This window comes from Rhizobium sp. CCGE531, assembly GCF_003627795.1.
In the GTDB taxonomy this organism is placed as follows: domain Bacteria; phylum Pseudomonadota; class Alphaproteobacteria; order Rhizobiales; family Rhizobiaceae; genus Rhizobium.
This window is the reverse complement of the sequence record NZ_CP032687.1, coordinates 486,737-509,699: the sequence shown is the minus strand read 5'-3', so window position 1 is coordinate 509,699 and position 22,963 is coordinate 486,737. Positions and strand designations below refer to the sequence as shown.

Genomic DNA, 22,963 nt, shown 5'->3' with positions numbered 1-22,963 from the left:
CAAACGCGCAATGCAATGATTGTCGTTCGGAGATCATACGAACGATCTCTGTGGGATTCTTAAGAATCCTATATCGAATGCTCCCACGGATTGACGAGCGCAACTCCCATTCCCTCGAAATCTTTGACGTTGCGCGTGACCAGCGTCATCCGACGGGTGAAAGCTGTCGCAGCAATATAGGCGTCGTTGATCGGTTTGGGATTGGGCACATGCCATTGGGCCGCCTGAACGGCCGCCGCCTCGTCCAGAGGCAGGATGCGGCCGGAAAACGCTGTGTGAACGTTATTTTCCAGCCAATTGCGCATCACCTTCCCGGCGACTGCATCATTGTGCTCCACCAGCCGAACGCCAACCTCCAATTCGTGCAGGACGACAGATGAAATGAAGGTCTCGGCGGGATCGACGGTTTCGTTCCAGACCGCGACATTGGGATCAGCCTTGCCGGTCGCAACCTTGCGCAGTTCGGAGACGACATTGGTATCGAGCAGCAGCATCAAGATAGATCGACCGGTTGGGCGTATTCAGTGCGTTGCGGGAGCGGCAAGTCGATATCTTCCGCACCCGGCGCCACCAGCATGTCACCGAGCGTCCGCATCTTACCTGTGAGGCGCTTGTACTCGTCGAACGATAGGAGAACGTGCGCGGGCCGTCCCCTGTCGGTGATGATCACAGGGCCATCTTTGGCGGCGCGCTTTGCGCGGCCAAGATCCTGATTGAGTTCTCGTCCTGAAAGCGTGGTGACGGTCACGGCGAGCCTCCAAGACTCGTGGTTACATAACCACATCTAATGCGCATGAACCGGAATTGCAAGATGCTGCGCTCGCGGGCACTGGGCGCGATCTCCAAGAGTTACAGCGGGGAGGGCGATCCTGGAAAGACGGTATCTGGAGATCAGCGTAGATGAGGTATTTCGCGCCCATTTTTACAGACCGCATATGAAGCGAACGATTCGATTGCTCGTTCCTATATACCGCCCGAACAGCGATAGCATTATCAAGCTTCGGGCCCCCTGTCGCACCGACTGCGCGCCGCACCCACCGTTGCCGAACCTGCAGTCAATTCTGGTCGCCGAGGGAACGGTGAAAAGCAACAGGTGCGCTGGGGCTCAGTAGGGGGCTACAGCTTCCTAATTCGGTCGACCATGCGCAAGGCCGATTGGTCGGGTAAGTTCCGTGCCGTCTTGGCAGCGACCTTGACGACCGTGGTCGGCTTAGCAGCAATGATTAATCTTTTCAGCGGGAATATAACCGGCGCCAATCGCGACGCTCAGAGAGATTTAGTCGGCAGCGCTCTGCTGAATGGCCTCAGCCAAGGCTTTCCTGCGCATTGAAAACGAACACTGCGCGTCAAGAACGTCGGGCAGCGAAGAGGCGCCGTCCTTATAGCTTAGCCTCGAAAGGTCGAGGGCTTCCCTGAAAGGACTTCATAGCCTGCCTCGGACCGCTACCATCGAGGACCTTGTCCAACTCGCAAGCAACGCGACGAGGCATCGACCAGTGTTCGTCTGAAATCGGGGATGGCAAGGTTCGATCCTGTAATCCTTTGCCATCCGAATTAGGTTCGGATCGCGAGTAATCAGATATTCACCTTCACCGCAACATCAATCGATATCAATCCTAGCAGAACATGAAATCCGACGCGGTCAGGCCGAGGCCGGCCAAGTGGAGCAAACTTTGCACGTTGCTCAAGTGCGCAAAGTCGTCCACGTGGTTCTCGGAGGTAACATAACCCAGATCCGCCGTCATTGTGTTGTAATTAAAATAGGCAACGATATCACCTGCAGCCTCGCCGGAGATATCCCCGGCTGCTGCTGAACCGTCGGCGAAGCTGTGATCGGTGATCACGATGACGTGCTCGCCGTTCGCGCCACTGGCAGGGCCGCTATAGAACGTGTCCACCTGATTGCCGCGCGCCGCATGATTAACGAAATTCGCCTCAAGACCATCGCTGCCAAGACCTACCGCGTCGAAGGTAAAGGTATCTTGCATTGGGTCGAAATCCACAATGCTGGTGTGGTCCGATTTTGGCTCGTAGTTTGGATCGAACCCCGCCATCGGGTTGTGGAACTGGAACACAAAGGTGTCGTGGCCTGCATCACCGGTCAGAGAGTCCCTACCGTCGCCCGCGAAGAGGACGTCATCGCCGGAGCCGCCGTAGAGCTTGTCGTTGTCCCCACCGAGGAGGGCCGTAGCGAGCATGCGCGGTTTGTCGAGGCCACTGTCGCCGTAGAGGTAGTCGTTGCCCTCGTCGCCAAACACGTGGTCATTGCCCACGCCACCGAATACTCGGTCATTTCCCTCGCCGGCCGAGATGGAGTCATTGCCGGGACCGCCGTCGATCCAGTCATTTCCCGTCGGATCGACCATTATGTCGTCACCATTGCTGCCAAAGAGACTGTTGCTGCCGGGGCCGCCCAGAATTGTTTTTTCCATCGCCAATCCTCCTTATGAAACAACCCCACCAGACCCATTCATATGCCTTGCCGGACGGTTTGAGTAATTGCTTGTTTGGATAAAACACATCGTTATAACGGATGCATCCACGTTCGGTGCGCCTCAAATTGATCTGAACTCTGGAGGTGGGACCGCCATCCTCGATGGCGAGGCGGTTGTTCTTGATGACGTAGGACGGTCAGACTTCGGTGCCCTTCAGCAGGCGCTGGGCGGTCGCGGCGGTAAACGGAGTGCGGGGCAAGCGATTTTCTACGCCTTCGATCTTCTGTACTTCGACGGCCACGATCTGCGCCAGATGGAGCTATCCGAGCGCCGGCAGGTTCTTCCCGGCGTGGTACACGGGGATGCGGCCGAAGTTATGCCGGGCTACCAGCATCTCGGATGGGTTCATCCTTAAGCGACACCTAAAAAAACGGCGAGCGATCTTGTGACCGCCAGGAGCGCATCATCTTCCAGGCGACCGATCGTTGTACCAATTCTATCCCGTTTCACGGACATGGCTTTGTCCACCATCACTTGCGAGGCTTTTCGCAATCCGCTTTGTACTGTTGGCTGAATGGTTGGTCGAATGAGCGGCGCGTCGACCAGTGTGCTGGAAATCAGCAGGACAGTGATCGTTCCAGTTGCATCAAACTGATCGGCCTGGATGATTAGTGCTGGACGCGGCTTGCCGAAATCACCGCTGATTGCGACGGTCACAATGTCACCGCGCCTCACGCTTCACCCTCGTCGTCCAGGTCGCCGAGAGCGGCGTCAAGGAAGTCTTGCAGACCGCGGTCGGCGGCATCGGCAAGGGCTACCTGAACGGACTGACGATGGCATTCGGCGGCAAAACCAGGGCGACGAGTATCAGGAACCCATATTTGCACAGGACGCAGCCCAGCGGCGCGCAACGTCTCACGGCGCTTTTGGACTCGTTCGTTGACCGAGCTTGCCATGATCAAACCCCAATATGATTGTTACATGTAACATAATGGGCGAGCCCCGCCATGTCAATGAGTCGGCAGCCGAGCGTGAAGGTACTCACTCTGGCGGGGACAAGTTGCGGTATATTCAGGCGTCGGTTGGGAGGGGCTGGCTGATCGAGATCCGGCGCTTACCTGGGGCCTCTGCCGAAGAGCCGACCATTCATCATCCACAACGACTGGTCGTCAAAATGTGTCGACGAAGTGGATTGGTGACCCGACATTTTCAAGAACAAGAGAGGCAATTATCTCAGAGCGATACGGCACTGTCGCGTACGCTTCAGGATACAGTAAATGCGGAACCATCTTGTGCCCATATTTGCGCCGCCAAATGCTTGGCAGATGCGAACGAATGCCAACACAACGCCCGGTCAGTCGGCAACGAGTTTGAGCCAATTCGCGTTGACCCAGCCCTTGTTCTTATAGGGCAGGGGGTGCGTTTTCGTTGAATGGCATCTCACATTGGGGGTCTCGCTCCCGTAGACGACCCCGGCCCACTGTCCGCGCTGCTGGAAGGCGATGACCATATCGCCATTGTGAAGCTCGCCAAGCTGGCGGTACTGGCTGCCAGGCCCGGACCTTATTGCGAGAAAGCCGTCACCGTTGGCTTTTAGTCCGGCAACCATGTTGCTCGAGCAGTTTGCCACCTGACCGTCTCCGCCCTCTTCCAGAATTTGGACGTCCAGGTCACCGCCCGCGGCCGTCGCTTTTTCCGTGGCAGGCTGATCGATTTTTCCTTGCTCCGGTTTGAAATCCCTGCCGTTCCAGTACAGGGTCGAATAGCAGGTGTCGGACCCGGCGCGGCCGCAGCTACTTCCATGCAGGGCAAGCTTGATCGCCGGTCGCCCTGCGATCTCGACAAAGCCTATGCCCTGCACATAGCCGTCAAAGACGGATTTGTAACTTTTGTCGGGTTTGGCCACGAAAATCTGCGTCTCGCAGCCAGCCGAACCGCAAAAGGACGAAGGCATGCCCACACATTTCAAATGAGCGTAATCAAGAATGTAATCCGGAACCTGATCGCCGTTGATGTCCTTGATGCTGACGAAGCCCTTTTCAAGCTTGGCAGGCCCTCCGCAGTCTTTCTTGGACTCGTCGATCGCCGCCTGAACGGGCTGGGGGAGCGACTGCGCCGATGCGGCGCCCGAGCATGCGAGAGCGGCCGCCGCGCTTACCACCAGAATTGCCTTGCGCATTTTTCCCTCCGGAGCAGCCGAATTGCGACGCCTCGCCTGGACATTGGTGTCCGAGAAGGCGCGGGTATTGCCAGGAAACATACATGAAAGGGCGAGCGTCTTGTATCGCCTGAACGGGCGATGATCGCGCCAATGGCCAATCGTAGTTCCGCTTTCAAACGTAAAAAGCTAGATTACCCCGACGATTATGAAGGGATCAATGCGCTCAATCTCTTCGCCCCCACAAGATCAACTATCGTAGCCATCCTCACCCCTATCGCTATCAGGCGGCGCGCTCGGAACATGACATGCGCCTGAACCTCCTCCTTCCAGAGCCATAGTTCATCCTTCACTGAATATCTCGGCCATTCCTTCGACAAATCGATTGCAACTTCGATGAAGACGTCGTCTCCGAACCGGGTGCGAAAAGCCCCGATCCGGACAAAGTCGAAAGACACCGTCACGCCATCTGCATTGTGGACAAGCGAGATGCGATTTCAGGATGATCCATATTGGCAGCGGCTGTTAGGCGCATACTGCCTTCCTATCTCAGGAACCGCTTTTCGTCTAACTTGACCCGGTCCATCTTCTGAAGCCGGAAGATTTCTTCGACCGGCACGATGTCGCTGTGGACATTCTGCACGCCGCCGTCGGCTATGATCCGCCGGAACGTATCCTGCATCGCTGTCGTCGCGGCGCGGATGCCGTAATTGCCGTAGATGGTCATCTGGATATTGCCGAGCGCGCGAATGCGCGTGGCATCGAGTTCCGGGTAGGCGTTGGGAACGATGACTAGCGGGACAGGCCCCTTCCAAGCCCGCGAGAAGCTCTCGATCTCGGCCGCGTCCTTTTTCTTGGAGTGAATCAGGATCATGTCCGCCCCGGCCTCGGCATAGGCGAGGCCACGCGTCAGCGCCTCCTTTTCGCCAAGGCCGGCGATCAGGGCTTCCGTGCGGGCGATGACAAGGAAATCCGGGTCGGTGCGCGATGCGACCGCGGCCTCGATCTTGCCCTGGTACTCCTCGATACGCAGCAGTTCCTGGCGGCCATCGGCGGCAAGACTGGTGACCTTCGGGAAGGTCTTGTCTTCGATCACGACGGCAGCCGTACCCGCTTTCTCATATTCGCGAATGGCATGGATGACATTCAGTGCGTTGCCATATCCCGTGTCGATGTCGGCAACGATCGGCAGGGACGACTGACCGGCGATGGCACGCAACATGTCAAGATGCTGGGTCATCGTAATCAGGCTCATGTCTGCAAGGCCATAGAGCGCCGACAGTTCGAAGCCGGATGCCCAGATGCCGTCGAAACCCGCCTCTTCAGCGAGAATGGCTGAAAGCGGGCTGTGGGCGGCCATGATATGGACGAGGCCGCGTTCGGCCATGCGGTTACGCAGTTGCTTTGCGTTGCTCATAACTGGTCTCGCTTTTGGAAAGGGCTTCGCAGGCTGCAAGGATGCGGCCGCAGGCCTGCTGCAGCTCTTCGATCGATGCGGCGTAGGAGATGCGGATAAAGGGTGAGGCCATGAAGCCTGAGCCCGGAACGACGGCGACGCCGAACTGCTCCAGCAGGTACATCGCAAAATTCATATCGTCTGCAATGACCGTGCCCTGAGGAGTGACCTTGCCGATTACGCCTTCGCAGTTGACGAAAACATAGAAGGCGCCATCCGGCGTCCGGCATTTAAGGCCGTCAGCCTCGTTGATCTTCTCGACCACGAAATCGCGGCGCTTGCGGAACTCGGAAACGAAGGTCTCGATATAGCTCTGATCTCCTGCGATCGCTTCGATCGCGGCATATTGGGAGATCGAACTCGTATGCGATGACGTCTGGCCCTCGATCGTGTTCATCGCCTTGATCAGGTCCTTGGGCCCGGCGCCATAGCCGAGCCGCCAGCCGGTCATCGCGCTCGACTTCGAAACGCCGTTGACCGTCAGGACGCGATCGATCAGGTCGCGAGCGGCTTCGGCCATCGTGGCAAAGCGTACGCCGTAAACCAGCTTCTCGTAGATGTCGTCGGCTAGCACATGCACCTGTTTGTGCTTGCGAAGCACCTCGGCCAGAGCGGCAAGGTCGGACTTGGAGTAGACCGCGCCCGTCGGATTGTTGGGCGAGTTCAGCATCAGCCACTTTGTGCGCGGCGTGATCGCCGCCTCAAGATCGACCGGTTTCAGCTTGAAGCCGAAGTGTTCGTGGCATGGGACGAGAACCGGCTCGCCGCCTGCCAGCCGAACCATGTCCGGATAGGACACCCAGCAAGGCGCCGGGATGATCACCTCGTCACCGGGGTCGAGGCTGGCAAAGAGCGCATTGAAGACGATCTGCTTGGCGCCGCAGCCGACGGTGATCTGCTCGATATCGTAGTCGAGCCCGTTATCGCGCGCGAGCTTCTCACGGATCGCCTCGCGCAGCGGCTTGACTCCGGCGACCGGCGTATATCGGGTGTTGCCGTTTCTGATTGCCGCGATCCCCGCGTCCTGGACGGCTTCAGGGGTGTCGAAATCCGGCTCGCCCTGACTCAGAGCAATGACATCGATGCCCTTTTCCTTCAGGATGGCGGCTGCGGCCGTCATGGCTTTGGTTTGGGAGGGCCTGACGGCCCGTAATCTCTTGGCGATGAGCGACACGCAACTCTCCTCGGCTCTTGATGTGACAGAGAACTACGAGGAGAGGGGTCTTCTCGCTAGTTTTGGTATCGCGTATGGGCGCCCAACCGATCGCATTTTGCGATGATCGAACGCGGCTATCTGCCCGCGACGTCTTCCTCCGTCATCTTCCGGCAAAGTCGGGTGAGCCAGCGGCAGAAGGCGCGAGCGACATCCGGATTGCTGCTGCGGTCAATCGCGTAAGCACGATATTGCATGCCGCTCGGTGCGCGCGAGCCGGCAAGAACCTCCAGAAGACCTTGCCGGATCAGGTCCGCAACCACGATATGCGGCGTCACAAGCAGGCTATGTCCGGTCGTGACCGCTGGGAGGGCAAGATAGTGGTGGTCGTAGCGCGCACCGGACGTGATGTCGGCGGTTTTCAGGTCGAGGCCGCGCAGCCAGGTGGGCAGAATATCGGGGCGGGAGGTGACGGCGATGACGGGGGTGTTGCGCAAGGCCTTGAGTCCGCGTCCGGCGACACAGTCTGGCGCGCCGACGCATACCAGTTGCTCATCGTAGACGTCCCAACGATCCCCCGGTTCGCTCAGCATCAGGTCGCGGGTGAGCAGCACGTCGAAACTGTCTGTCGAAGCGGGGGCAGAAAGGGAACTGATGACATCGACGGTCACGCCGCCCATTTCCTTGGAAAATTCGCGCAAGTTCGGAATGAGAACCGTATAGGCGAACGTCGCGAGCGATGTGCGCACGACCAGGCGGTTGGCGTCCTTCCTGCCGTTGCGGCGCATCCGCTTGGCGGTGAACAGGATGGTGTCGAGCGGTTCGGCCACGGCGTCGGCGAAGAGCCGCCCGAAGTCGGTCAACTGGCTCTGGCGACCGCGCCGTTCGATCAGCTTTGCCCCGAAATATTCCTCCAGCACCGCAAGATGGCGGCTGACCGAACTCTGCGTGATGCCAAGCGTCTTCGACGCGCGGGTGACGCTGTTATCTCGCGCCACCTGCACGAAGGCGCGCACCGCGTTCAGGGACAATTCGTTCTCGTCAGCCAACTTCATCTCCAGATATCGACATCTCCTACGCGACGGTATCGCTCCCTATCAACTTTTTGCGCACATGACGGCGGCGCGAAAAAAACACCCATCCGCAATTGTGATTTTGATATCGAATTATTCGATGCCCGTCATTTACTTGTAGCAAAACTGGCCGAATAGCTACCTACCAACGCCAAAAACTTCTGGCCTGGTACAGGGCCCTCGAAAATGAAGGGGAACACAATGGCGGGAAATTCAATAGCAAGGATCGGCAAGTCGTTTGCCGCGACGTCTGATCTGAAATGTGTCGCGCAGGAGAGGCCCCACGGCACGGCGCTCGGGACGCGTGCAGACGCGACGTGGACTACGACGGATAGTCCCGAATGTCTTCATGACGTCGAGTGCGGCCGTTGCGGCTGGCCAGTAGTGCACAGCGCTTTGTAGACGCGGCTCAGAAGAGCGGTTGGAGCATGGGGTTGGACCAGATCCGATGGTTCGAACCCTTCGTCCGATCGCTAGCCACGAACTGAACGGCCGAAATGGCCCTCCCATCCAGAGAATATGCCTCAATTGCCGAGCCCTGAGGGTTCCGCCCAAGCAACCGAAAAGGAATTCTCATGCTCGAACTGAGCCTCACAAGACGCAAGTTGATCACCGCGAGTGCCGCCGGCGGGCTGATGGCGATGGCCGGAGTGCGTTTCACCCCGGCGCAGGCAGCTGATCGCACGACGCTGAAAATCGGCTTGTCAGGCTTCCCCCCAGCCGTCGAACCGGCTCTTTATACGCATACTGCGACACGGCGTATCGCGACGCAGATGTTCGACACACTGCTCGCCTACGACCAGACCCCTGCTATGGCACTGCGACCGGCCCTCGCCGAACGTTGGGAGCGTCTGGACGCAAAATCCGTTCGCCTTTTCCTGCGCAAGGGGGTGACCTTCCATGATGGCGGTGCGTTCACCGCCGAGGACGTCGCCTTCAGCTTCAGCCCACAGCACCTGCTTGGCCCAGGCATGGCAGGCAAGTCGACTGCCATGCAGACGATGGGTTCGATCGACAGGGTCGAGATTATCGACAGCCACACCGTTGTCGTTCATGCGAAAAACGACGACGCTCTTCTGGAAAAGCGACTGGCCTCCTGGGGCTCGGAAATCGTCAGCAAGCGCGCCTTCGAAGCGGCGGGCTCCTGGGATGCTTGGACTGCCGCGCCAATTGGTGCAGGACCCTATCGGATCGTCAGCCAATCTCTTGATGTCGAGGTCAAGCTTGCCGCGCACGACGCCTATTGGGGCGGGACGCCTCCCTACGCCGGCATATATTTCCGGATCATTCCGGAGGTTGCCTCGCGAATGAACGCGCTGATCGCCGGAGAGGTGGATTTCATCACGGACATCGCCCCGGACATGTTCCCCGAGATCGAAAAGCATGCCGAACTCGAAGTCGCTGGCGGACCAGTGCAGAACATCCGAGCGCTGAATATCGATACGACCGACCCGGTGCTGAACAAGGTTGGCGTCCGACGCGCCCTTAGCCTCGCAATCGACCGCAAGGCTCTGGTCGAGGCCTTGTGGCAAAACAAGCTCCTTGTCCCCAATGGCTATCAGCTCCCGAGTTTCGGGGAAGCCTACATCGCGGATTACCCGGCGCTCGCCTACGACCCCGATTTGGCACGCAAGCTCCTGTCCGAAGCCGGTTACAAGGGCGAAACCATCACCTACAAGCTCCTGAACAACTACTATCCGAACCAGGTGGCAGGCGCGCAGATCATGATTGAGATGTGGCGGGCCGTCGGGCTCAACGTCGAGATCCAGATGATGGAGAATTTCGCGCAGATCGAGAAAAAACCAGTTCACGCGATCTACGACAATTCCAATACCGCGACCATTCCCGACCCGCTCGGTTTTCCGTGGCGCATACTCGGACCGTCCGGCGAGAACGTTAATGCTGGCCTCTGGAAAAACGAAGAATATTTCGGCCTTGGCGAGAAACTGCAGCAGACGACCGATCCGCAGGCACGCCGGGTCATCATCAGGCGCATGCTTGAGATCGTCGACCGGGACGATCCGCCTTGCGTAATCCTACACGGTTCCGGTCAGTTCTACGGCAAGCGCAAGGACATCGCCTGGGTGCCCGGCCAGACGCTCGATCTGAACTTCGGCCCATTCAATGCGGCTTACGCGCGCAAATGAATCTTGGAGGGACGGCAGTGGAACATCTTGCCGGCACCACAGTGGCATCTGCTTTCCCGGCGACGTCGGCGTCGGGATCCTTGCTCTCGATCGAAGCCCTGACAGTCGACTTCAAAGGTGTACGGGTTCTTCAAGGAATCGACCTCACGCTTGCGCGGGGCGAGGCGCTCGGTATCGTCGGCGAGTCAGGCAGCGGCAAATCCGTGACCTGGCTTGCCGCTCTGGGGCTCCTGCCGAAGACGGCCGTGGTGGGAGGAAGCGTTCGCCTCGACGGAAAACAACTGCTGAGGGCAGTCCCGTCCGACCTCGACAGAATTCGGGGCGGGCGCGTCGGAATGATCTTCCAGGATCCGTCAAGCGCACTTAATCCAGTGCTGCGGATCGGCCGCCAGATCGGTGAAGTTCTCACCCGCCACCAAGGTGTTTCCGGCTCGGGCATCCGGGCAGAGACAAAGCGTCTCTTCGACCTCGTCGGTCTTCCGGACGCGGCCCGTCGGTTCGATGCCTATCCCCATGAACTGTCCGGCGGTCAGAACCAACGGGTGATGATCGCCATGGCGCTTGCCGGAAAACCGGACGTTCTGGTTGCCGACGAACCAACGACCGCGCTCGACGCCACGATCCAGGCACAGATACTCGACCTTCTGACGACCATCCGGCGTGAGACCGGAATGGCTCTTGTTTTGATCAGCCACGATCTCGGGGTCGTTTCAGAGACCTGCGACCGCATTGTCGTCATGTATGCCGGCCGCGTCGTCGAGATAGCACCGTCGGATTCGATCTTCGCTAATCCGCACCATCCCTATACCCAAGGTCTGCTGGCGGCCTTGCCGCCCTTCGAGGGTGCATTGCATCGGCTTGTTCCGATCGAAGGGCAGGTGCCGGATCCGGCAAACATGCCTCCGGGATGCCCGTTCGCACCCAGATGTCGCCAGCGCTCCGAGGCTTGCGAGACAGCCGCTCCGCAACTCATGGCAACCGAAGCTGGACGCTTCTCAGCCTGTATTTCTGGTCCGGCGGTGAGAAACGGGCACATCCAAACGCCGAGCGAAAGCATGCTCGTATGACGGCCAACCTTCTCGAACTTCAGAACATCTCTCGAAACTATGCGACCCGTCAGGGGCTTTTCGGAAAGACAATTCCGATCCGCGCCGTCGACGACGTATCGCTGTCGCTGCAACCAGGTGAGACGCTGGCACTCGTCGGCGAATCCGGCTCGGGAAAGTCGACCACGGGTCGGATCGCGCTTGGCCTTGAACGGCCGAACAGCGGTCAGGTTCTCTTCCGTGGCGCGGAGATGCCGCACGCAGATACCCGCGGCTGGCGCCGGCTGCGCGCGCACATGCAAATGATCTACCAAGATTCGCTGGCGGCGCTGGATCGCCGCCTGACCATCCTCGATCAGGTACGCGAACCGTTGGACGTCCACGAGATCGGGGCAGCATCCGAGCGCAACGACAGAGCGCTAGCCATGCTCAGCGCCGTTGGCCTCAATGCGAGCCACGCGTCCAGCCTGCCGTCTCAGATTTCGGGGGGCCAGCGTCAGCGTGCTGTTTTAGCACGGGCGCTCGTCATGCAACCTGCCTTGCTGGTCTGTGACGAACCGGTCTCGGCCCTCGACGTGTCCATCCAGGCGCAAGTCGTAAACCTGCTCATGGACCTGCAAAAAGACATGGACCTGAGCCTCCTCTTCATCAGCCACGACCTGAAGGTCGTTCGCCAGGTCAGCCAGCGCATGGCCGTGATGTATCTCGGCCGCATCGTCGAGGTCGGCGAGACAAATCTCCTCCTATCGAGCCCATCGCACCCCTATACCAAGGCGCTGGTCTCGGCGGTTCCCGTTGCGGGCCGACGCACCCGCGAGCGCATCATCCTCAAGGGCGAGCCGCCGAACCCGGCGGCACGTCCGACCGGATGCGCCTTCCACCCGCGCTGTCCGATCGCGCGTGCGGAATGCGCGCAGACCTCTCCCACATACTCAACCCTGTCGGACGGACGGACTGTCGCCTGCCATGCAGTCGATGCCAGCCCACCGCTTAAGAAGGTTGGCCCCTGATGTTTCGATATTTTGCCATCCGTATCCTGCGCGCCTTCCTGACGGTCGCGCTGGTCGTTACGTTCGCCTTCATTGTGCTCCGGCTTTCCGGCGATCCTGCCCGCAGCATTATGGGCGATGACGCGTCACCCGAGGCCATGGCCGCCTTTCGGCAGGGATGGGGACTCGATCAGCCGCTGTGGATTCAATACCTCAAGTATTTCGCGGCGATCTTCGAGGGCGATCTTGGTCGGTCGATGCGCAGCGGCGGACCCGCTCTCGATGTTGTCCTCGCCCGTATCCCGGCAACGCTCATGCTCACCCTGCCAGCGCTCGTTTTGAAATTGGCGATCGGCATTCCCGCCGGCATCTACGCCGCCTTGCATCGGGACAGCGCCATTGACCGCGCCGTCATGGTGACCGCGGTCGCGGGTTATACCGTGCCAAATTTCGTGCTTGGCCTGGTTTTGGTTCAACTGCTCGCCATCTGGGTTGCGTGGCTGCCGACCGGCGGCACGGGCGGGCTGCAGCATCTCGTCCTACCGATCATCACGCTCGGCGTCGGCGGCGCCGCCGTGCTCGCCCGCTTCGTTCGAAGCGCAATGCTCGAGGTGCTGGGACAGCCCTACGTGCGGACTGCCAGTGCCAAGGGAATTCCCTGGGCCGCGGTCGTGCGCGGTCACGCACTGCCGAACGCCGCAATCCCCACGGTAACCATTGTCGGCTTCATGGTCGGCAATCTGATCGCCGGTTCGGTTGTCGTCGAGAGCGTATTTTCCTGGCCAGGTGTCGGTAACCTGCTGGTGGTGTCTGTGGCGGCGCGAGATCTCGCCGTCGTTCAATGCATTTTGCTGCTGGTCGCCGTCGCAATGGTGCTTTCGAACCTCGTCGTCGATTTCCTCTACGGCTTCCTCGATCCGCGCTTGGCCAACGCCAACTCGGCTGGAGGGCACTGAGCTATGACCATGATGGAAAAAGTAAACGAGACGGCGGTCCCCAAGCATAAGACGCGGCAACATCGTCCTATGCCCTTCGCAGTCATCGCCAGCCTCATCTGGATCGGCCTCACCGTGCTGGTTGCATTGCTCGCCAACCAGATCGCGCCTTACCAATATACGGCTCTTGACCTGCCAAACCGTCTGTCCTCGCCTTTTCATCCGCAGCATTGGCTTGGAACAGACGAGCTCGGTCGCGATGTGCTGTCGCGATTGATCTTCTCTGTTCGGATCTCAGCTCTGGTCGCTCTCGGGGCGACGCTGATCTCCGCCTGCTTCGGGACGACCATGGGCTTTGTCGCGGCGCACTTTCGCGGGCGCGTCGAGCAGTTGATCCTGATGCTGGCCGATTTCCAGGCAGCCATGCCGTTTCTGATCCTTTCGCTTTCGGTGCTGGCATTTTTCGGCAATGCTTTGCCGCTCTTCATTGGACTGATGGGCCTTTACGGTTGGGAGCGTTATGCCCGCATCTCACGCGGGCTTGCGATCGCGGCGAGCGCGCAAGGATATGCTGGCGCGGTTCGTCAGTTGGGCGCAAGCCCGTTCCGCGTTTATCTGCGTCATATCCTGCCGAACATCTCCTCCACGCTCATTGTGTCGATGACGCTGACCTTTCCGGAAATCATTCTCATGGAAAGCAGCCTGTCGTTCCTCGGCCTCGGCGTTCAGCCGCCAATGACGAGCCTCGGTAACATGGTCGGCTATGGCCGGGAATACATGACCCGCGCACCCTGGATCATGTTTGCGCCTGCGGCGCTGATCGTCACGACGACGCTCTCGATCAGCTTGTTGGGGGACTGGTTGCGCGACCGACTGGACAAGGGACTGCAGTGAGACTGCAAACCGATCGTCAGCCAAGAAGCAGCTTGAAAGCATCACAATCGCATAAGACGCCAAGGAGACAATAAAGATGCGATCAATTCGCGACGATGCCGTCGAAATTATCAGGAGCAGCTTCGTGTTCGACTGTCTGTCGCTCAATTATGTCCTTGACAAGCCTTATGCAGAGGCTTGCCTCGACGCCGGTGTCAACGCGACAAACGTTACCTTCGCGGCGGAACAGGATTGGGAAAGCACGCTGAGATCTTTCGAAACCTTTCTTCGCAAGATCGAGGCCAACCCACTGCTTCATTTAGCGCTGAACAGCTCCGACATCGAGAGAGCAGCAAAGGACGGAAAGCTGGCGGTCATGCCGGGCACGCAGGGAGCCTCGATGATCGATGATCAACTCTGGAGAGTGTCCCTGCTTTTTCGCCTTGGGCTCCGGTTCATCGGACTGACCTATTCGCAGTCGAATAAGCTGGGCTCCGGTTGTGGGGAACTGAATGACGCGGGCTTAAGCTTCCTGGGAAAGGACTTCATCGCAGCGGTCAACGAATTGCCGATGTTTCTGGACCTGTCGCATACCGGTCATCAATCCCGCCGGCAGGCAATAGAACTTGCGACCAATCCGACGTTCACCCATGCCAATGCCTTTTCGGTCACGCCTAACGATCGAAATGTAAAGGACGATGAACTGAGTGCGGTTGTCGCAAAGGGCGGAATGATCGGCCTTTGCTGCGTGACGCGCACGGTTCGAAAAACCCAAGCCACGGTATCGGACCTGATCGATCATGCGGATCACATAACGTCCCATTTTGGCTTCTCATCGTGTGGCCTTGGTCTTGATTACAGCGATGGCTTGATCGCCTCCAAGACCCAACCGCCCGAATCCATTCGCTGGCGATCGCTGAGGCCCGATATCTGGGGGACGAACGACGACTTCTTCAATCTCAAATATCCGCAGGGTGTCGAAACGATCGCGGGGCTTTGCAATATCACAGCTACTCTCATCGACCGCGGATATTCGCGCGATGAGATCGAAGCGATCCTCGGGGGAAACTGGCTGCGGTCCATTCGCAGGGTCGTCGGATAGGCGCAAATGATCCGAACGGCTTGCCAGGCGTCTTTCGGCTTCAACTCTCAAACGCAGGCTTGGGCTGGCTCCGACCCGCCGTCCCTTTGCGCGACGCCCGTACGACCGCGATGGGCCATGCATGATCGAGGATCAGTCGACCGTTGGTGCGAATATGGTTGCTCATGTTGGACGTTGTCGCGGGATCTGGCGATCTGCGCCTGACATTTGCCTATACCCCCTTTAGCAACTGGAATTACAACTCATGCGATTTCTCATCGTCAGCTTCGACGGCCTTCGGCCCGACCTCGTTTCCCCTGATCTGACACCAAACCTTTGCCGGTTGCAGGCTCTCGGTGTCACGCTGGCGGAGCATCGCACGATCTATCCCAGCGAAACCCGTTGCGCATTCCCGAGCCTCATTACCGGCGCTGCGACCGCGGGGCATGGAATGGTGGGCAACAAATATATCGATCGCTCGGTCTCACCGCCGCGCTTTGTCGATACTTCAGACGCGGTATTATTGCGCAAGCTTGATTTGGCAAGCGAAGGGCGGCTTATGTCCGTACCGTCGCTTGGTGAGATCCTTGCCGCCCGCGGCCGCCCTATGGCTGTTTTGGCGACCAATACGGCCGGTACGACGCGTTTCTTCCATCATAAGGCCGAAGACTTCGGCCATGTGCGCCTCTCCGGTCATTTCCGCGACGTCTGTACACCCGACGGGGTGCTGGCTGCAGCGGAAGCGCTTGTGGGCAAGCTTCCGCCGGCACCGCCCGAAAACGAGCCCGACACGGCCGGGCAGGATTGGATCACCTCGGCGTTCCTAAGCGTGGTTTGGCCGAAATACCGACCGGATGTCACCGTCCTGTCTTTTGGTGAGCCCGATATTACGTCCCATGTCCACGGCACGGGCGCCGCGGCGACACGCGGGATCATCGCACACTGCGACCGCCAGTTCGGCCGGGTCCTGGACTGGTGGGAAGCGGAGGGACGAACTGAAGATGTGCAGATCATGGCGATTTCCGATCATGGTCACATCACTGGCCACACACGCGTCTCCGTCGCCGACTGCCTACGCGGCGCTGGCTTTCGGCCCGGCATAGCACTTGGCCCGGATGTCGACGTCGTCGTCGTGCCTGGTCAGGTCGGCGCGCTGTATCTGTCGGACCCAAGAGACGAACATGTTGCCCGTCTTGTGGCGGCGATTGCGGGCGAGGTTTGGTGCGGACCGATCTTCACTCGCGCAAAAAACGAAACCGAGGGCATCGCTCCCGGCAGTCTCGGCAATCACCTCGCACTTGGCGATCACGTTCGCGCCCCGGACGTTTCCTTTTGCTTCCGTGCCGACCACGGTGTGGATTCCTTCGGGCTTGAGGGCGGCACGTTCTATGACAATGACCGCCGATCGGGCCTCGGTGTCCACGGGGGCCTCAATCCAAAGGAGCTTGCCGCCGTCGGTGTTATAGCCGGCTCGGCCTTTTCTGGCCGAGGTGCCGTCTCTTCAGCTCCGACCGGTATCTGCGATATTGCGCCGACGATCCTGCACCTTCTTGGATTTTCCAAGCCAGAAAGCATGAGCGGACGGATTCTGCATGAAATTCTGGAACATGACTCGAAGGCTCTCCCGCACGTCCGTCGCGAAACCTTCGAAGCAAGGCTGGGGAAGTTCAGGCAGGTTCTGCAGCGCGTTCACGTTGGAGGAACGATCTATATCGAAAGCGGAACCGCGGATGGGTGACGCAATGGTCGAGAGATTGCAAAGTAGCGGCCTGAGCCGCTGGCCTTCATTTTTCCTTTTAAAGCTAGGTATCTTTCTCGCGCAGCGGGTTTCCCAGCGCCGAACTTCGGATCGTGTCCATGGGAGTGGTGTAGCTGACGGCTGATTGCCGTGCTTTCCGACGTCGGGTCGGAGGGGATGTCAGCGTGCCACAGCGGGCAGACTGATTTGGGGATCATGGCTCATTTGTGCCATGGTCTCAAGCGTCATGTACCTGGCGCGTTGGACGGCCCATTCATCATTCTGTTCGAGCAGCAGTGCACCGACGAGACGGACGATGGCTTCGTCGTTCGGAAAGATGCCGACGACCTCGGTGCGGCGTTTAATTTCGCCGTTGAGACGCTCAATTGGATTCGTTGAGTGGAGCTTCGCCCGGTGCTCTTTCGGGAAGGTCATATAGGCGAGCACGTCCTCTTCAGCGTCGTCCATGATGGTGGCAAGCTTCGGCACTTTCGGTCTGATCTGATCAGCGACGCTGCGCCATTGAGCGCTGGCGGCCTCCGGCGTCTCCTGGGCAAAGGCGGTGGCGATGAAGGCGGATACGACCCGCCTGCCACTCTTTCCAGCATGCGCCAGTACGTTCCTCATGAAGTGAACCCGGCACCGTTGCCAGGTGGCGTTGAGAACCTTGGTGACGGCGGCCTTAAGACCTTCGTGAGCATCGGAGACAACAAGCTTCACACCACGTAATCCTCGACGTGTCAGCCTGCGCAGGAATTCCGTCCATATCGGCTCGGCTTCCGACGTGCCGACTTCCATTCCCAGGACCTCGCGTCGACCATCGCTGTTGACGCCGACGGCGATGATAACGGCAACGGAAACGATGCGGCCGCCGCGCCGGACTTTGAGGTAGGTCGCATCCACCCATACATACGGCCACTCGCCTTCAATTGGCCTGTCGAGGAACGCTTTGACCTTGACGTCGATCTCTTCGCATAGACGGCTCACCTGCTGGAGTGGACGGCCCCTAAAACGGCATCGAAACGTGCCAGGGTGAGTCGTTGTTAACTCAAACAGGGAGCCGTCCGTGGAAAAGATTATTCGTATTGGCATGGATACGTCAAAGCATGTCTTTCAACTGCATGGTGTCGACGCTGCTGAGCGGCCAATCCTGCGCAAGAAGATGCGGCGTAGGGAAATGGTCGACTTCTTTACCGAGTGCCCTCCGACCCTGATCGCAATCGAAGCCTGCGGTGCTTCACACCATTGGGCTCGATTACTGTCAGCGCTCGGGCATGAGGTCAAACTGATCCCGCCCCAGCTGGTGAAGCCCTATGTCAAACGCGGCAAGAATGATGCAGCGGATGCAGAAGCGCTCTGTGAGGCAGTGAGCCGCCCGACAATGCGGTTCGTACCGGTGAAGTCGGTTGACCAGCAAGCCGCGCTGATGCTGGTTGGCTTACGGGAACGTGTTGTTGCCGCACAGACGCAGCTTACGAATAGTATTCGCGGCTATGCGGCCGAGTTTGGGCTGACTGCCGCCAAAGGCCTGTCTCATATTCCGCTGCTTTTGGAACGCATCAGGATCGATGAGACCATTCCAGATCTGGCACGAGACCTGTTCGCATCACTGGCCGATGAGTTCGTGCAGTTGAATGAGCGGCGCAAGGAAGTGGAGGCAAAGCTGATGGCCTGGTACAGGAACAATGAATGCTGTCGCCGCCTCGCAAAAATCCCGGGTGTCGGGCCAATCGGTGCAGTACTCCTGGTGATGAAAGCACCTGCGCCAGAGTTGTTTGCATCTGGCAGACAATTTTCCGCTTGGCTGGGGCTAACGCCCAAGGACCATTCGACTGCAGGCAAAGTCAGGCTCGGTGTCATTACGAGGGCCGGAGACGAGGTATTACGCAAAACCTTAGTAGTGGGTGCGACGTCGTTGCTTCGGCATGTGAGAGTGGGACGTGGAAGGAATGCTTCACCATGGCTCGCGGCATTGCTCAAGCGTAAGGCACCTAAACTCGTCGCGGTCGCGTTGGCCAACAAGATCGCCCGGATTGCGTGGAGTATGATGGTGACCGGTGACGTCTACCGCCAAAACGTTGGGTCATCAAAGTTGTCCGCCGCAGCATAAGAGATCAGATAGCCGTGGTGAATTGGCAATCAAAGCTGCCGCGCTGATCTGACGCGTGAACTTGCAGGAAACGAGGAGATGGTGTGATCGATCGATCCGAGACGCGGAATACTCCGTAAAAGCCAGTGGCCAGTTTGGTCGCAAAACCTGTTTGGAACCCACGTCGCGGAATCCATCTTGGCCAGCGTTCATGTGCGAGCGCAACAACAGGCCGGACATATGAACGCAAGCGATCCGATCAATATCATCAAAGGAATTCTTGCAAGGAGGGGGCCGTCCACATATGGCTTTTGGAGATGCCAGACATGCCCATGGCCTTGACCAAGTCGTCGACAGAGCGTGTTGATATCCCTTGAATATACGCTTCCTGGATAACCGCCGTCAGGGCCTTTTCCGCCATCCGACGCGGTTCGAGAAAGCTTGGGAAGTAGCTGCCCTTGCGCAGCTTCGGAATGCGAAGCTCGACGGTGCCAGCCCGCGTCTCCCAATCGCGGTCACGGTAGCCATTGCGTTGAGCGAGCCGCATCGGGTTCTTCTCACCGAAGTCAGCACCCGTGGCCGAGCCGACTTCCAACTCCATCAGCCGCTCGGCGGCAAAGCCAATCATCTCACGCAATAAATCTGCATCGGCGCTCTTCTCAACGAGGGAGCGCACGTTCATCATGTCATTGGTCATCGGTGGTCTTTCCGTCAGGTTGGTCTTGAACAACCCGACCCTAGCGGAAAACACTGATGGCCGCCCGCAAAGCCGATCACCCGCTACAGCGCAGCGAGAAGCGCGCGGGCACTCGGCTTTGCTACCTCCCATCAGCTACACCACTTGCCGGGACACGATCGAACTTCGCGGCGTTCCCGATGCGCTAAAGCCTCTTTAGGAGCCGAGCCCGAAAACCTCCAGCAAGCGCGAGCCGTGACGGGTAGTGTACCCGCAATGAACTCTCCAAGGTCGAATGGCTATGTCCCGCCATCAGCGGACTGCGATGTTGTAAAATCCTGTTGTTCTGTTCCGAAGCCGCTTACGACGGCAGAAAGAGCCGACACCAAGTTTCAAAAGCAATAATATTCCAGGCTTTTTGAATGCTCGTCACATTTATACGTTGCTTCAACAAGGATCGTATGTATAGCAGATAGGTATACCGAATATATCGACGCGAGATGCAGCTGCTATCACAGAGAATTCCGTCGAGCTGATGCAGTAAATAATCTTGCATCCTTCGATCATACGGCATCTGCTGAATATGCTTCTGACGTTCGGATATGCTAGACGGCAGAACATTGCGTGCAGCATCGCGTAGAATGATTTTGTTTCTTTCGGCGCTCAACTTTTGCTCATCCGTACAGAGCATGGCCACATTGATCACGGCGGGGTGAGAATATGGCAATATAAAGTGTGCACCAATTGATGCAACGAACAGCTCCTGCGCACTCATTCGCTCATCCCGTTCCGTGAGCGCGCGCGAAAGTTCCTCTGTCAGACTTCGCGAAAGTGCGGGATAAGTCCACGGATCGGAAACAAGTTCGGCGCCTTCTGGCGCGTCGTTGGAGATGTTTTTACCCGCAGAACTTTTACGATGGGCCACATGGTCGTCTTCCCAAATCTTACGATGGGTCGCCATGCCAGCGAATATGGTGTCAGAAAAGTTACCCGAAAAGACGGTATCAACAGTCCCCTTAACCGATTGTAGCAAGCCAAACAGACATGGATACTCGTCGAAGCCACAAACGTTCTCCATGGTCCATATCGCTGGAGCGATCAGTTTATCAAACTCGTCAAGGGAAAGAATGAGTTCACTATGGTCGAGCCCTAATGCATGCGCGGTTTGCCGAGCTCCGATAATCTCCGGATCGCTCTCACCGTATCCAACTGTGAAGGATCTGACAGGCTTTTCACCAACCCTGCGCTTTAGAAGTGCGGCAATCAGAGCGGAATCAACTCCACCACTTAACATGATGCCGATATTCGGTCCGCTGACGGACAAAGAGGAGTCAATCGACTGATCGAGCGCGGCTAGCAGATCGTCGGATGTGACCTTGTTTGTGCCGTCCGTCTCGATCCGTCTATCCTTCGGATTGTTGAGGATTGTCGCATCTGGCGTGTGAGCAACAAGTCGGCCAGGTTGAACAGGGCGTATATCGCAAAAGAATGTCGTGCCATGGATGTTCCATCCGGTTGAAAGGAAGTGATTTACGGCACGAACGTCAATTTGGCGATGAAATCCAGGCACGTTCAAGAGTGCCTTGTACTCTGTTGCGAAATAGACAGTGTTCTCCAGCCTCATAACATAGAGCGGAGTAATGCCTATCGCATCACGATAAAGGAGAACTCGTTCAGCCTTTGAATCGAAAATAACGAAAGAAAAGGTTCCGAGAATAGTTGATGCCTGAACCGTTCCCGATGCAAGGTATTCGTCTGCCAGCTCCCTTGCGGACAACAGACGCCCGGGCAAATAGTAGGGGTTTCCACTTACGGCAACCGTAACGTGCTCTGAGGTGAAGAGGCCGTTATCGCTGTCCATTACCGCAGCTATGCCAAAGCGATCGTTCTCGAATGCATGTCGACATCCGCGATGAGAGAGAAGGTCCGCGGCTCGCCTCAGATCAAAGCCGACATTGCCAAAGAACCCGATAAACCCGCTCATGGTCGTCTTCTCTTCCTTACAAACCGGTTGCGAATAAATGGTCGGAACGGCCAGAAATCCCGATACGAGTGTCGCACGTGCAATAAAAGGCGAGACAGCTCTTCCGATGATCACCCGTGCTTGAACAGCCATGGTTGGCGGGAAACCGTAAGGAGGTGGATCCCTTCCGACCCCGGCTTCTGGCGCATCTGGCGCGCATGCCACACGGCGCCGGCATTACGATCGTTCTTTTTGCGACAAAGCGAGGAAAGCCAAACCGCGTCAGCGATGTCGGTTTTCAGAAGATATGAAAGCGCCTTGTATATCGCCGTTCCCCCAACTGGGCTCGAAGGTGGAAAATTCCTTCCAACGTCAATGAGTGTGGCGGAAGGCCACCCAACTTCCCGGATGTTCCAAGGTCTGCCCATTTCTCTCTCCGTGCCTGGATCCACAGGATGTTCAGCCCTCTTAACGATCCGTCACCGCAGCCGTTGCTAGCGCGATTGAACCGGCGATCGCGCAGAAAGTCGCGATCGGCAAAGCGCTTGCCCGGATAGCAGGGACCCTAATTGCGGTCGTGACGTGGAGCGGTGCGAGTATGATGAAGGCTATCGCCAATACTGTTGGAAAGGCATTATCAGGAAATTGCGGCCTCGTAAGAAGCAGCAACGCCAGTAGCGGCGTATCGTATGAAACGGGGATACCGCTGAATTTCGCATCCGAAGTTAGACCAACATTCTCGAAGTAGCTGAGCCGGATAGCGCCGGCCATGATCAACGCGGCAACGGCGACGAAAGATAGCAAGCTCCCATGACCAACAAGTGTGATGATGATCGACGGGAAAAGGATGCCGTGGATAAAATCTCCGAACCCGTCAAAGCTCTTCCCGAAATCCGCCACACCCGGCCGCCGGCGGTCCTTCGTCTTGCGTGCGACATGTCCATCCCAGTGATCAAGGAACCAAGTCCAGAGTACGAACGCCGTCCCGAGTTCGATATGGCCGTTCATCGCGAGGAAAAGCCCGGTGATCGCGAAGAGGTAGCTGACAGCGGTGATGGCGTTGGCGTAATCCCGGAGATTGTGAAGCATCACGGCATCCCCCCTGCCAATTCAGTGTGGTCGGGTGCCCTTTGATTGCAGCAGCCATCCGC

General features: G+C 58.2%; 19 protein-coding genes and 3 pseudogenes. 9 read left to right on the top strand and 13 right to left on the bottom strand.

The features are described 5' to 3' along the window. Positions 1-68: 68 nt before the first annotated feature. From CCGE531_RS32325 to CCGE531_RS32310, 3 genes are all read right to left on the bottom strand, one after another. A complete protein-coding gene (locus CCGE531_RS32325) occupies positions 69-494 on the bottom strand; it encodes a type II toxin-antitoxin system VapC family toxin (RefSeq protein ID WP_120670967.1) in 426 nt (141 codons plus the stop codon). Next, positions 494-748, bottom strand: coding sequence for a type II toxin-antitoxin system Phd/YefM family antitoxin (locus CCGE531_RS32320; RefSeq protein ID WP_120670966.1), 255 nt, complete (start codon positions 746-748; stop codon positions 494-496). Before CCGE531_RS32320 ends, CCGE531_RS32325 begins: the two co-directional genes overlap by 1 nt. 868 nt (positions 749-1,616) lie before the next feature. Beyond that, complete coding sequence (locus tag CCGE531_RS32310; protein WP_120670964.1) at positions 1,617-2,432, bottom strand: calcium-binding protein; 816 nt, start codon at positions 2,430-2,432, stop codon at positions 1,617-1,619. A 148-nt stretch (positions 2,433-2,580) separates the two neighbouring features. Here CCGE531_RS32310 and CCGE531_RS35120 point away from each other — a divergent pair. Then, a pseudogene (locus CCGE531_RS35120) lies at positions 2,581-2,796 on the top strand (ATP-dependent DNA ligase); the annotation flags it as partial. Between the two features lie 50 nt (positions 2,797-2,846). Here the strand turns inward: CCGE531_RS35120 and CCGE531_RS32300 are convergent. From CCGE531_RS32300 to CCGE531_RS32270, 6 genes are all read right to left on the bottom strand, one after another. Beyond that, on the bottom strand, positions 2,847-3,170 hold the full coding sequence (locus CCGE531_RS32300; protein WP_004119734.1) for a type II toxin-antitoxin system PemK/MazF family toxin: 324 nt from the start codon (positions 3,168-3,170) through the stop codon (positions 2,847-2,849). Further along, positions 3,167-3,391, bottom strand: coding sequence for an antitoxin MazE family protein (locus CCGE531_RS32295; protein ID WP_120671022.1), 225 nt, complete (start codon positions 3,389-3,391; stop codon positions 3,167-3,169). Before CCGE531_RS32295 ends, CCGE531_RS32300 begins: the two co-directional genes overlap by 4 nt. Positions 3,392-3,789: 398 nt before the next feature. Continuing rightward, positions 3,790-4,614 (bottom strand): hypothetical protein, encoded by an 825-nt coding sequence (locus CCGE531_RS32290; RefSeq protein ID WP_245459574.1) that lies wholly within the window; start codon positions 4,612-4,614, stop codon positions 3,790-3,792. A gap of 523 nt (positions 4,615-5,137) precedes the next feature. Continuing rightward, positions 5,138-6,010 (bottom strand): isocitrate lyase/phosphoenolpyruvate mutase family protein, encoded by an 873-nt coding sequence (locus CCGE531_RS32280; protein WP_120670960.1) that lies wholly within the window; start codon positions 6,008-6,010, stop codon positions 5,138-5,140. Beyond that, positions 5,985-7,169, bottom strand: coding sequence for a pyridoxal phosphate-dependent aminotransferase (locus tag CCGE531_RS32275; protein WP_120670959.1), 1,185 nt, complete (start codon positions 7,167-7,169; stop codon positions 5,985-5,987). The genes CCGE531_RS32280 and CCGE531_RS32275 overlap by 26 nt, the downstream gene beginning before the upstream one ends. Positions 7,170-7,339: 170 nt before the next feature. Continuing rightward, positions 7,340-8,251 (bottom strand): LysR family transcriptional regulator, encoded by a 912-nt coding sequence (locus CCGE531_RS32270; protein WP_120671021.1) that lies wholly within the window; start codon positions 8,249-8,251, stop codon positions 7,340-7,342. Positions 8,252-8,850: 599 nt separating this feature from the next. Here CCGE531_RS32270 and CCGE531_RS32265 point away from each other — a divergent pair. The 7 genes from CCGE531_RS32265 (at position 8,851) to CCGE531_RS32235 (ending at position 17,084) form a co-directional block, all read left to right on the top strand. After that, entirely contained in the window at positions 8,851-10,422 is a 1,572-nt protein-coding gene (locus CCGE531_RS32265) for an ABC transporter substrate-binding protein (RefSeq protein WP_120670958.1), read from the top strand. A gap of 80 nt (positions 10,423-10,502) precedes the next feature. After that, on the top strand, positions 10,503-11,489 hold the full coding sequence (locus CCGE531_RS32260; RefSeq protein ID WP_245459614.1) for an ABC transporter ATP-binding protein: 987 nt from the start codon (positions 10,503-10,505) through the stop codon (positions 11,487-11,489). Next, positions 11,486-12,478 (top strand): ABC transporter ATP-binding protein, encoded by a 993-nt coding sequence (locus CCGE531_RS32255; RefSeq protein WP_120670956.1) that lies wholly within the window; start codon positions 11,486-11,488, stop codon positions 12,476-12,478. Before CCGE531_RS32260 ends, CCGE531_RS32255 begins: the two co-directional genes overlap by 4 nt. Continuing rightward, on the top strand, positions 12,478-13,413 hold the full coding sequence (locus CCGE531_RS32250; protein WP_120670955.1) for an ABC transporter permease: 936 nt from the start codon (positions 12,478-12,480) through the stop codon (positions 13,411-13,413). Before CCGE531_RS32255 ends, CCGE531_RS32250 begins: the two co-directional genes overlap by 1 nt. Before the next feature lie 69 nt (positions 13,414-13,482). Beyond that, positions 13,483-14,286, top strand: coding sequence for an ABC transporter permease (locus CCGE531_RS32245; RefSeq protein ID WP_245459613.1), 804 nt, complete (start codon positions 13,483-13,485; stop codon positions 14,284-14,286). A gap of 76 nt (positions 14,287-14,362) precedes the next feature. Then, a complete protein-coding gene (locus CCGE531_RS32240; RefSeq protein ID WP_120670953.1) occupies positions 14,363-15,367 on the top strand; it encodes a membrane dipeptidase in 1,005 nt (334 codons plus the stop codon). Between the two features lie 244 nt (positions 15,368-15,611). Next, complete coding sequence (locus tag CCGE531_RS32235) at positions 15,612-17,084, top strand: alkaline phosphatase family protein (protein ID WP_120670952.1); 1,473 nt, start codon at positions 15,612-15,614, stop codon at positions 17,082-17,084. Between the two features lie 180 nt (positions 17,085-17,264). On the opposite strand, the pseudogene CCGE531_RS32230 reads toward CCGE531_RS32235, so the two are convergent. Beyond that, positions 17,265-18,074 (bottom strand): annotated as a pseudogene (locus CCGE531_RS32230) (IS256 family transposase); the annotation flags it as partial. Positions 18,075-18,150: 76 nt separating this feature from the next. Here CCGE531_RS32230 and CCGE531_RS32225 point away from each other — a divergent pair. After that, a complete protein-coding gene (locus tag CCGE531_RS32225; protein ID WP_120670951.1) occupies positions 18,151-19,194 on the top strand; it encodes an IS110 family transposase in 1,044 nt (347 codons plus the stop codon). A gap of 286 nt (positions 19,195-19,480) precedes the next feature. Here the strand turns inward: CCGE531_RS32225 and CCGE531_RS32220 are convergent. From CCGE531_RS32220 to CCGE531_RS32205, 3 genes and pseudogenes are all read right to left on the bottom strand, one after another. Next, a pseudogene (locus tag CCGE531_RS32220) lies at positions 19,481-19,870 on the bottom strand (transposase); the annotation flags it as partial. 340 nt (positions 19,871-20,210) lie between these two features. Beyond that, positions 20,211-21,965, bottom strand: a complete 1,755-nt coding sequence (locus tag CCGE531_RS32210; protein WP_120670949.1) for an asparagine synthase-related protein — start codon at positions 21,963-21,965, stop codon at positions 20,211-20,213. 315 nt (positions 21,966-22,280) lie between these two features. Then, positions 22,281-22,901 (bottom strand): CDP-alcohol phosphatidyltransferase family protein, encoded by a 621-nt coding sequence (locus CCGE531_RS32205; protein ID WP_120670948.1) that lies wholly within the window; start codon positions 22,899-22,901, stop codon positions 22,281-22,283. Between the last annotated feature and the right edge of the window lie 62 nt (positions 22,902-22,963).

Bases quoted from the DNA above. Each gene is read 5' to 3' on its own strand.
- CCGE531_RS32325 (WP_120670967.1), bottom strand. From the start codon at position 494: ATGCTGCTGCTCGATACCAATGTCGTCTCCGAACTGCGCAAGGTTGCG.
- CCGE531_RS32310 (WP_120670964.1), bottom strand. From the start codon at position 2,432: ATGGAAAAAACAATTCTGGGCGGCCCCGGCAGCAACAGTCTCTTTGGC.
- CCGE531_RS32295 (WP_120671022.1), bottom strand. From the start codon at position 3,391: ATGGCAAGCTCGGTCAACGAACGAGTCCAAAAGCGCCGTGAGACGTTG.
- CCGE531_RS32290 (WP_245459574.1), bottom strand. From the start codon at position 4,614: ATGCGCAAGGCAATTCTGGTGGTAAGCGCGGCGGCCGCTCTCGCATGC.
- CCGE531_RS32280 (WP_120670960.1), bottom strand. From the start codon at position 6,010: ATGAGCAACGCAAAGCAACTGCGTAACCGCATGGCCGAACGCGGCCTC.
- CCGE531_RS32275 (WP_120670959.1), bottom strand. From the start codon at position 7,169: ATGACGGCCGCAGCCGCCATCCTGAAGGAAAAGGGCATCGATGTCATT.
- CCGE531_RS32265 (WP_120670958.1), top strand. From the start codon at position 8,851: ATGCTCGAACTGAGCCTCACAAGACGCAAGTTGATCACCGCGAGTGCC.
- CCGE531_RS32255 (WP_120670956.1), top strand. From the start codon at position 11,486: ATGACGGCCAACCTTCTCGAACTTCAGAACATCTCTCGAAACTATGCG.
- CCGE531_RS32250 (WP_120670955.1), top strand. From the start codon at position 12,478: ATGTTTCGATATTTTGCCATCCGTATCCTGCGCGCCTTCCTGACGGTC.
- CCGE531_RS32245 (WP_245459613.1), top strand. From the start codon at position 13,483: ATGCCCTTCGCAGTCATCGCCAGCCTCATCTGGATCGGCCTCACCGTG.
- CCGE531_RS32240 (WP_120670953.1), top strand. From the start codon at position 14,363: ATGCGATCAATTCGCGACGATGCCGTCGAAATTATCAGGAGCAGCTTC.
- CCGE531_RS32235 (WP_120670952.1), top strand. From the start codon at position 15,612: ATGCGATTTCTCATCGTCAGCTTCGACGGCCTTCGGCCCGACCTCGTT.
- CCGE531_RS32210 (WP_120670949.1), bottom strand. From the start codon at position 21,965: ATGGCTGTTCAAGCACGGGTGATCATCGGAAGAGCTGTCTCGCCTTTT.
- CCGE531_RS32205 (WP_120670948.1), bottom strand. From the start codon at position 22,901: ATGCTTCACAATCTCCGGGATTACGCCAACGCCATCACCGCTGTCAGC.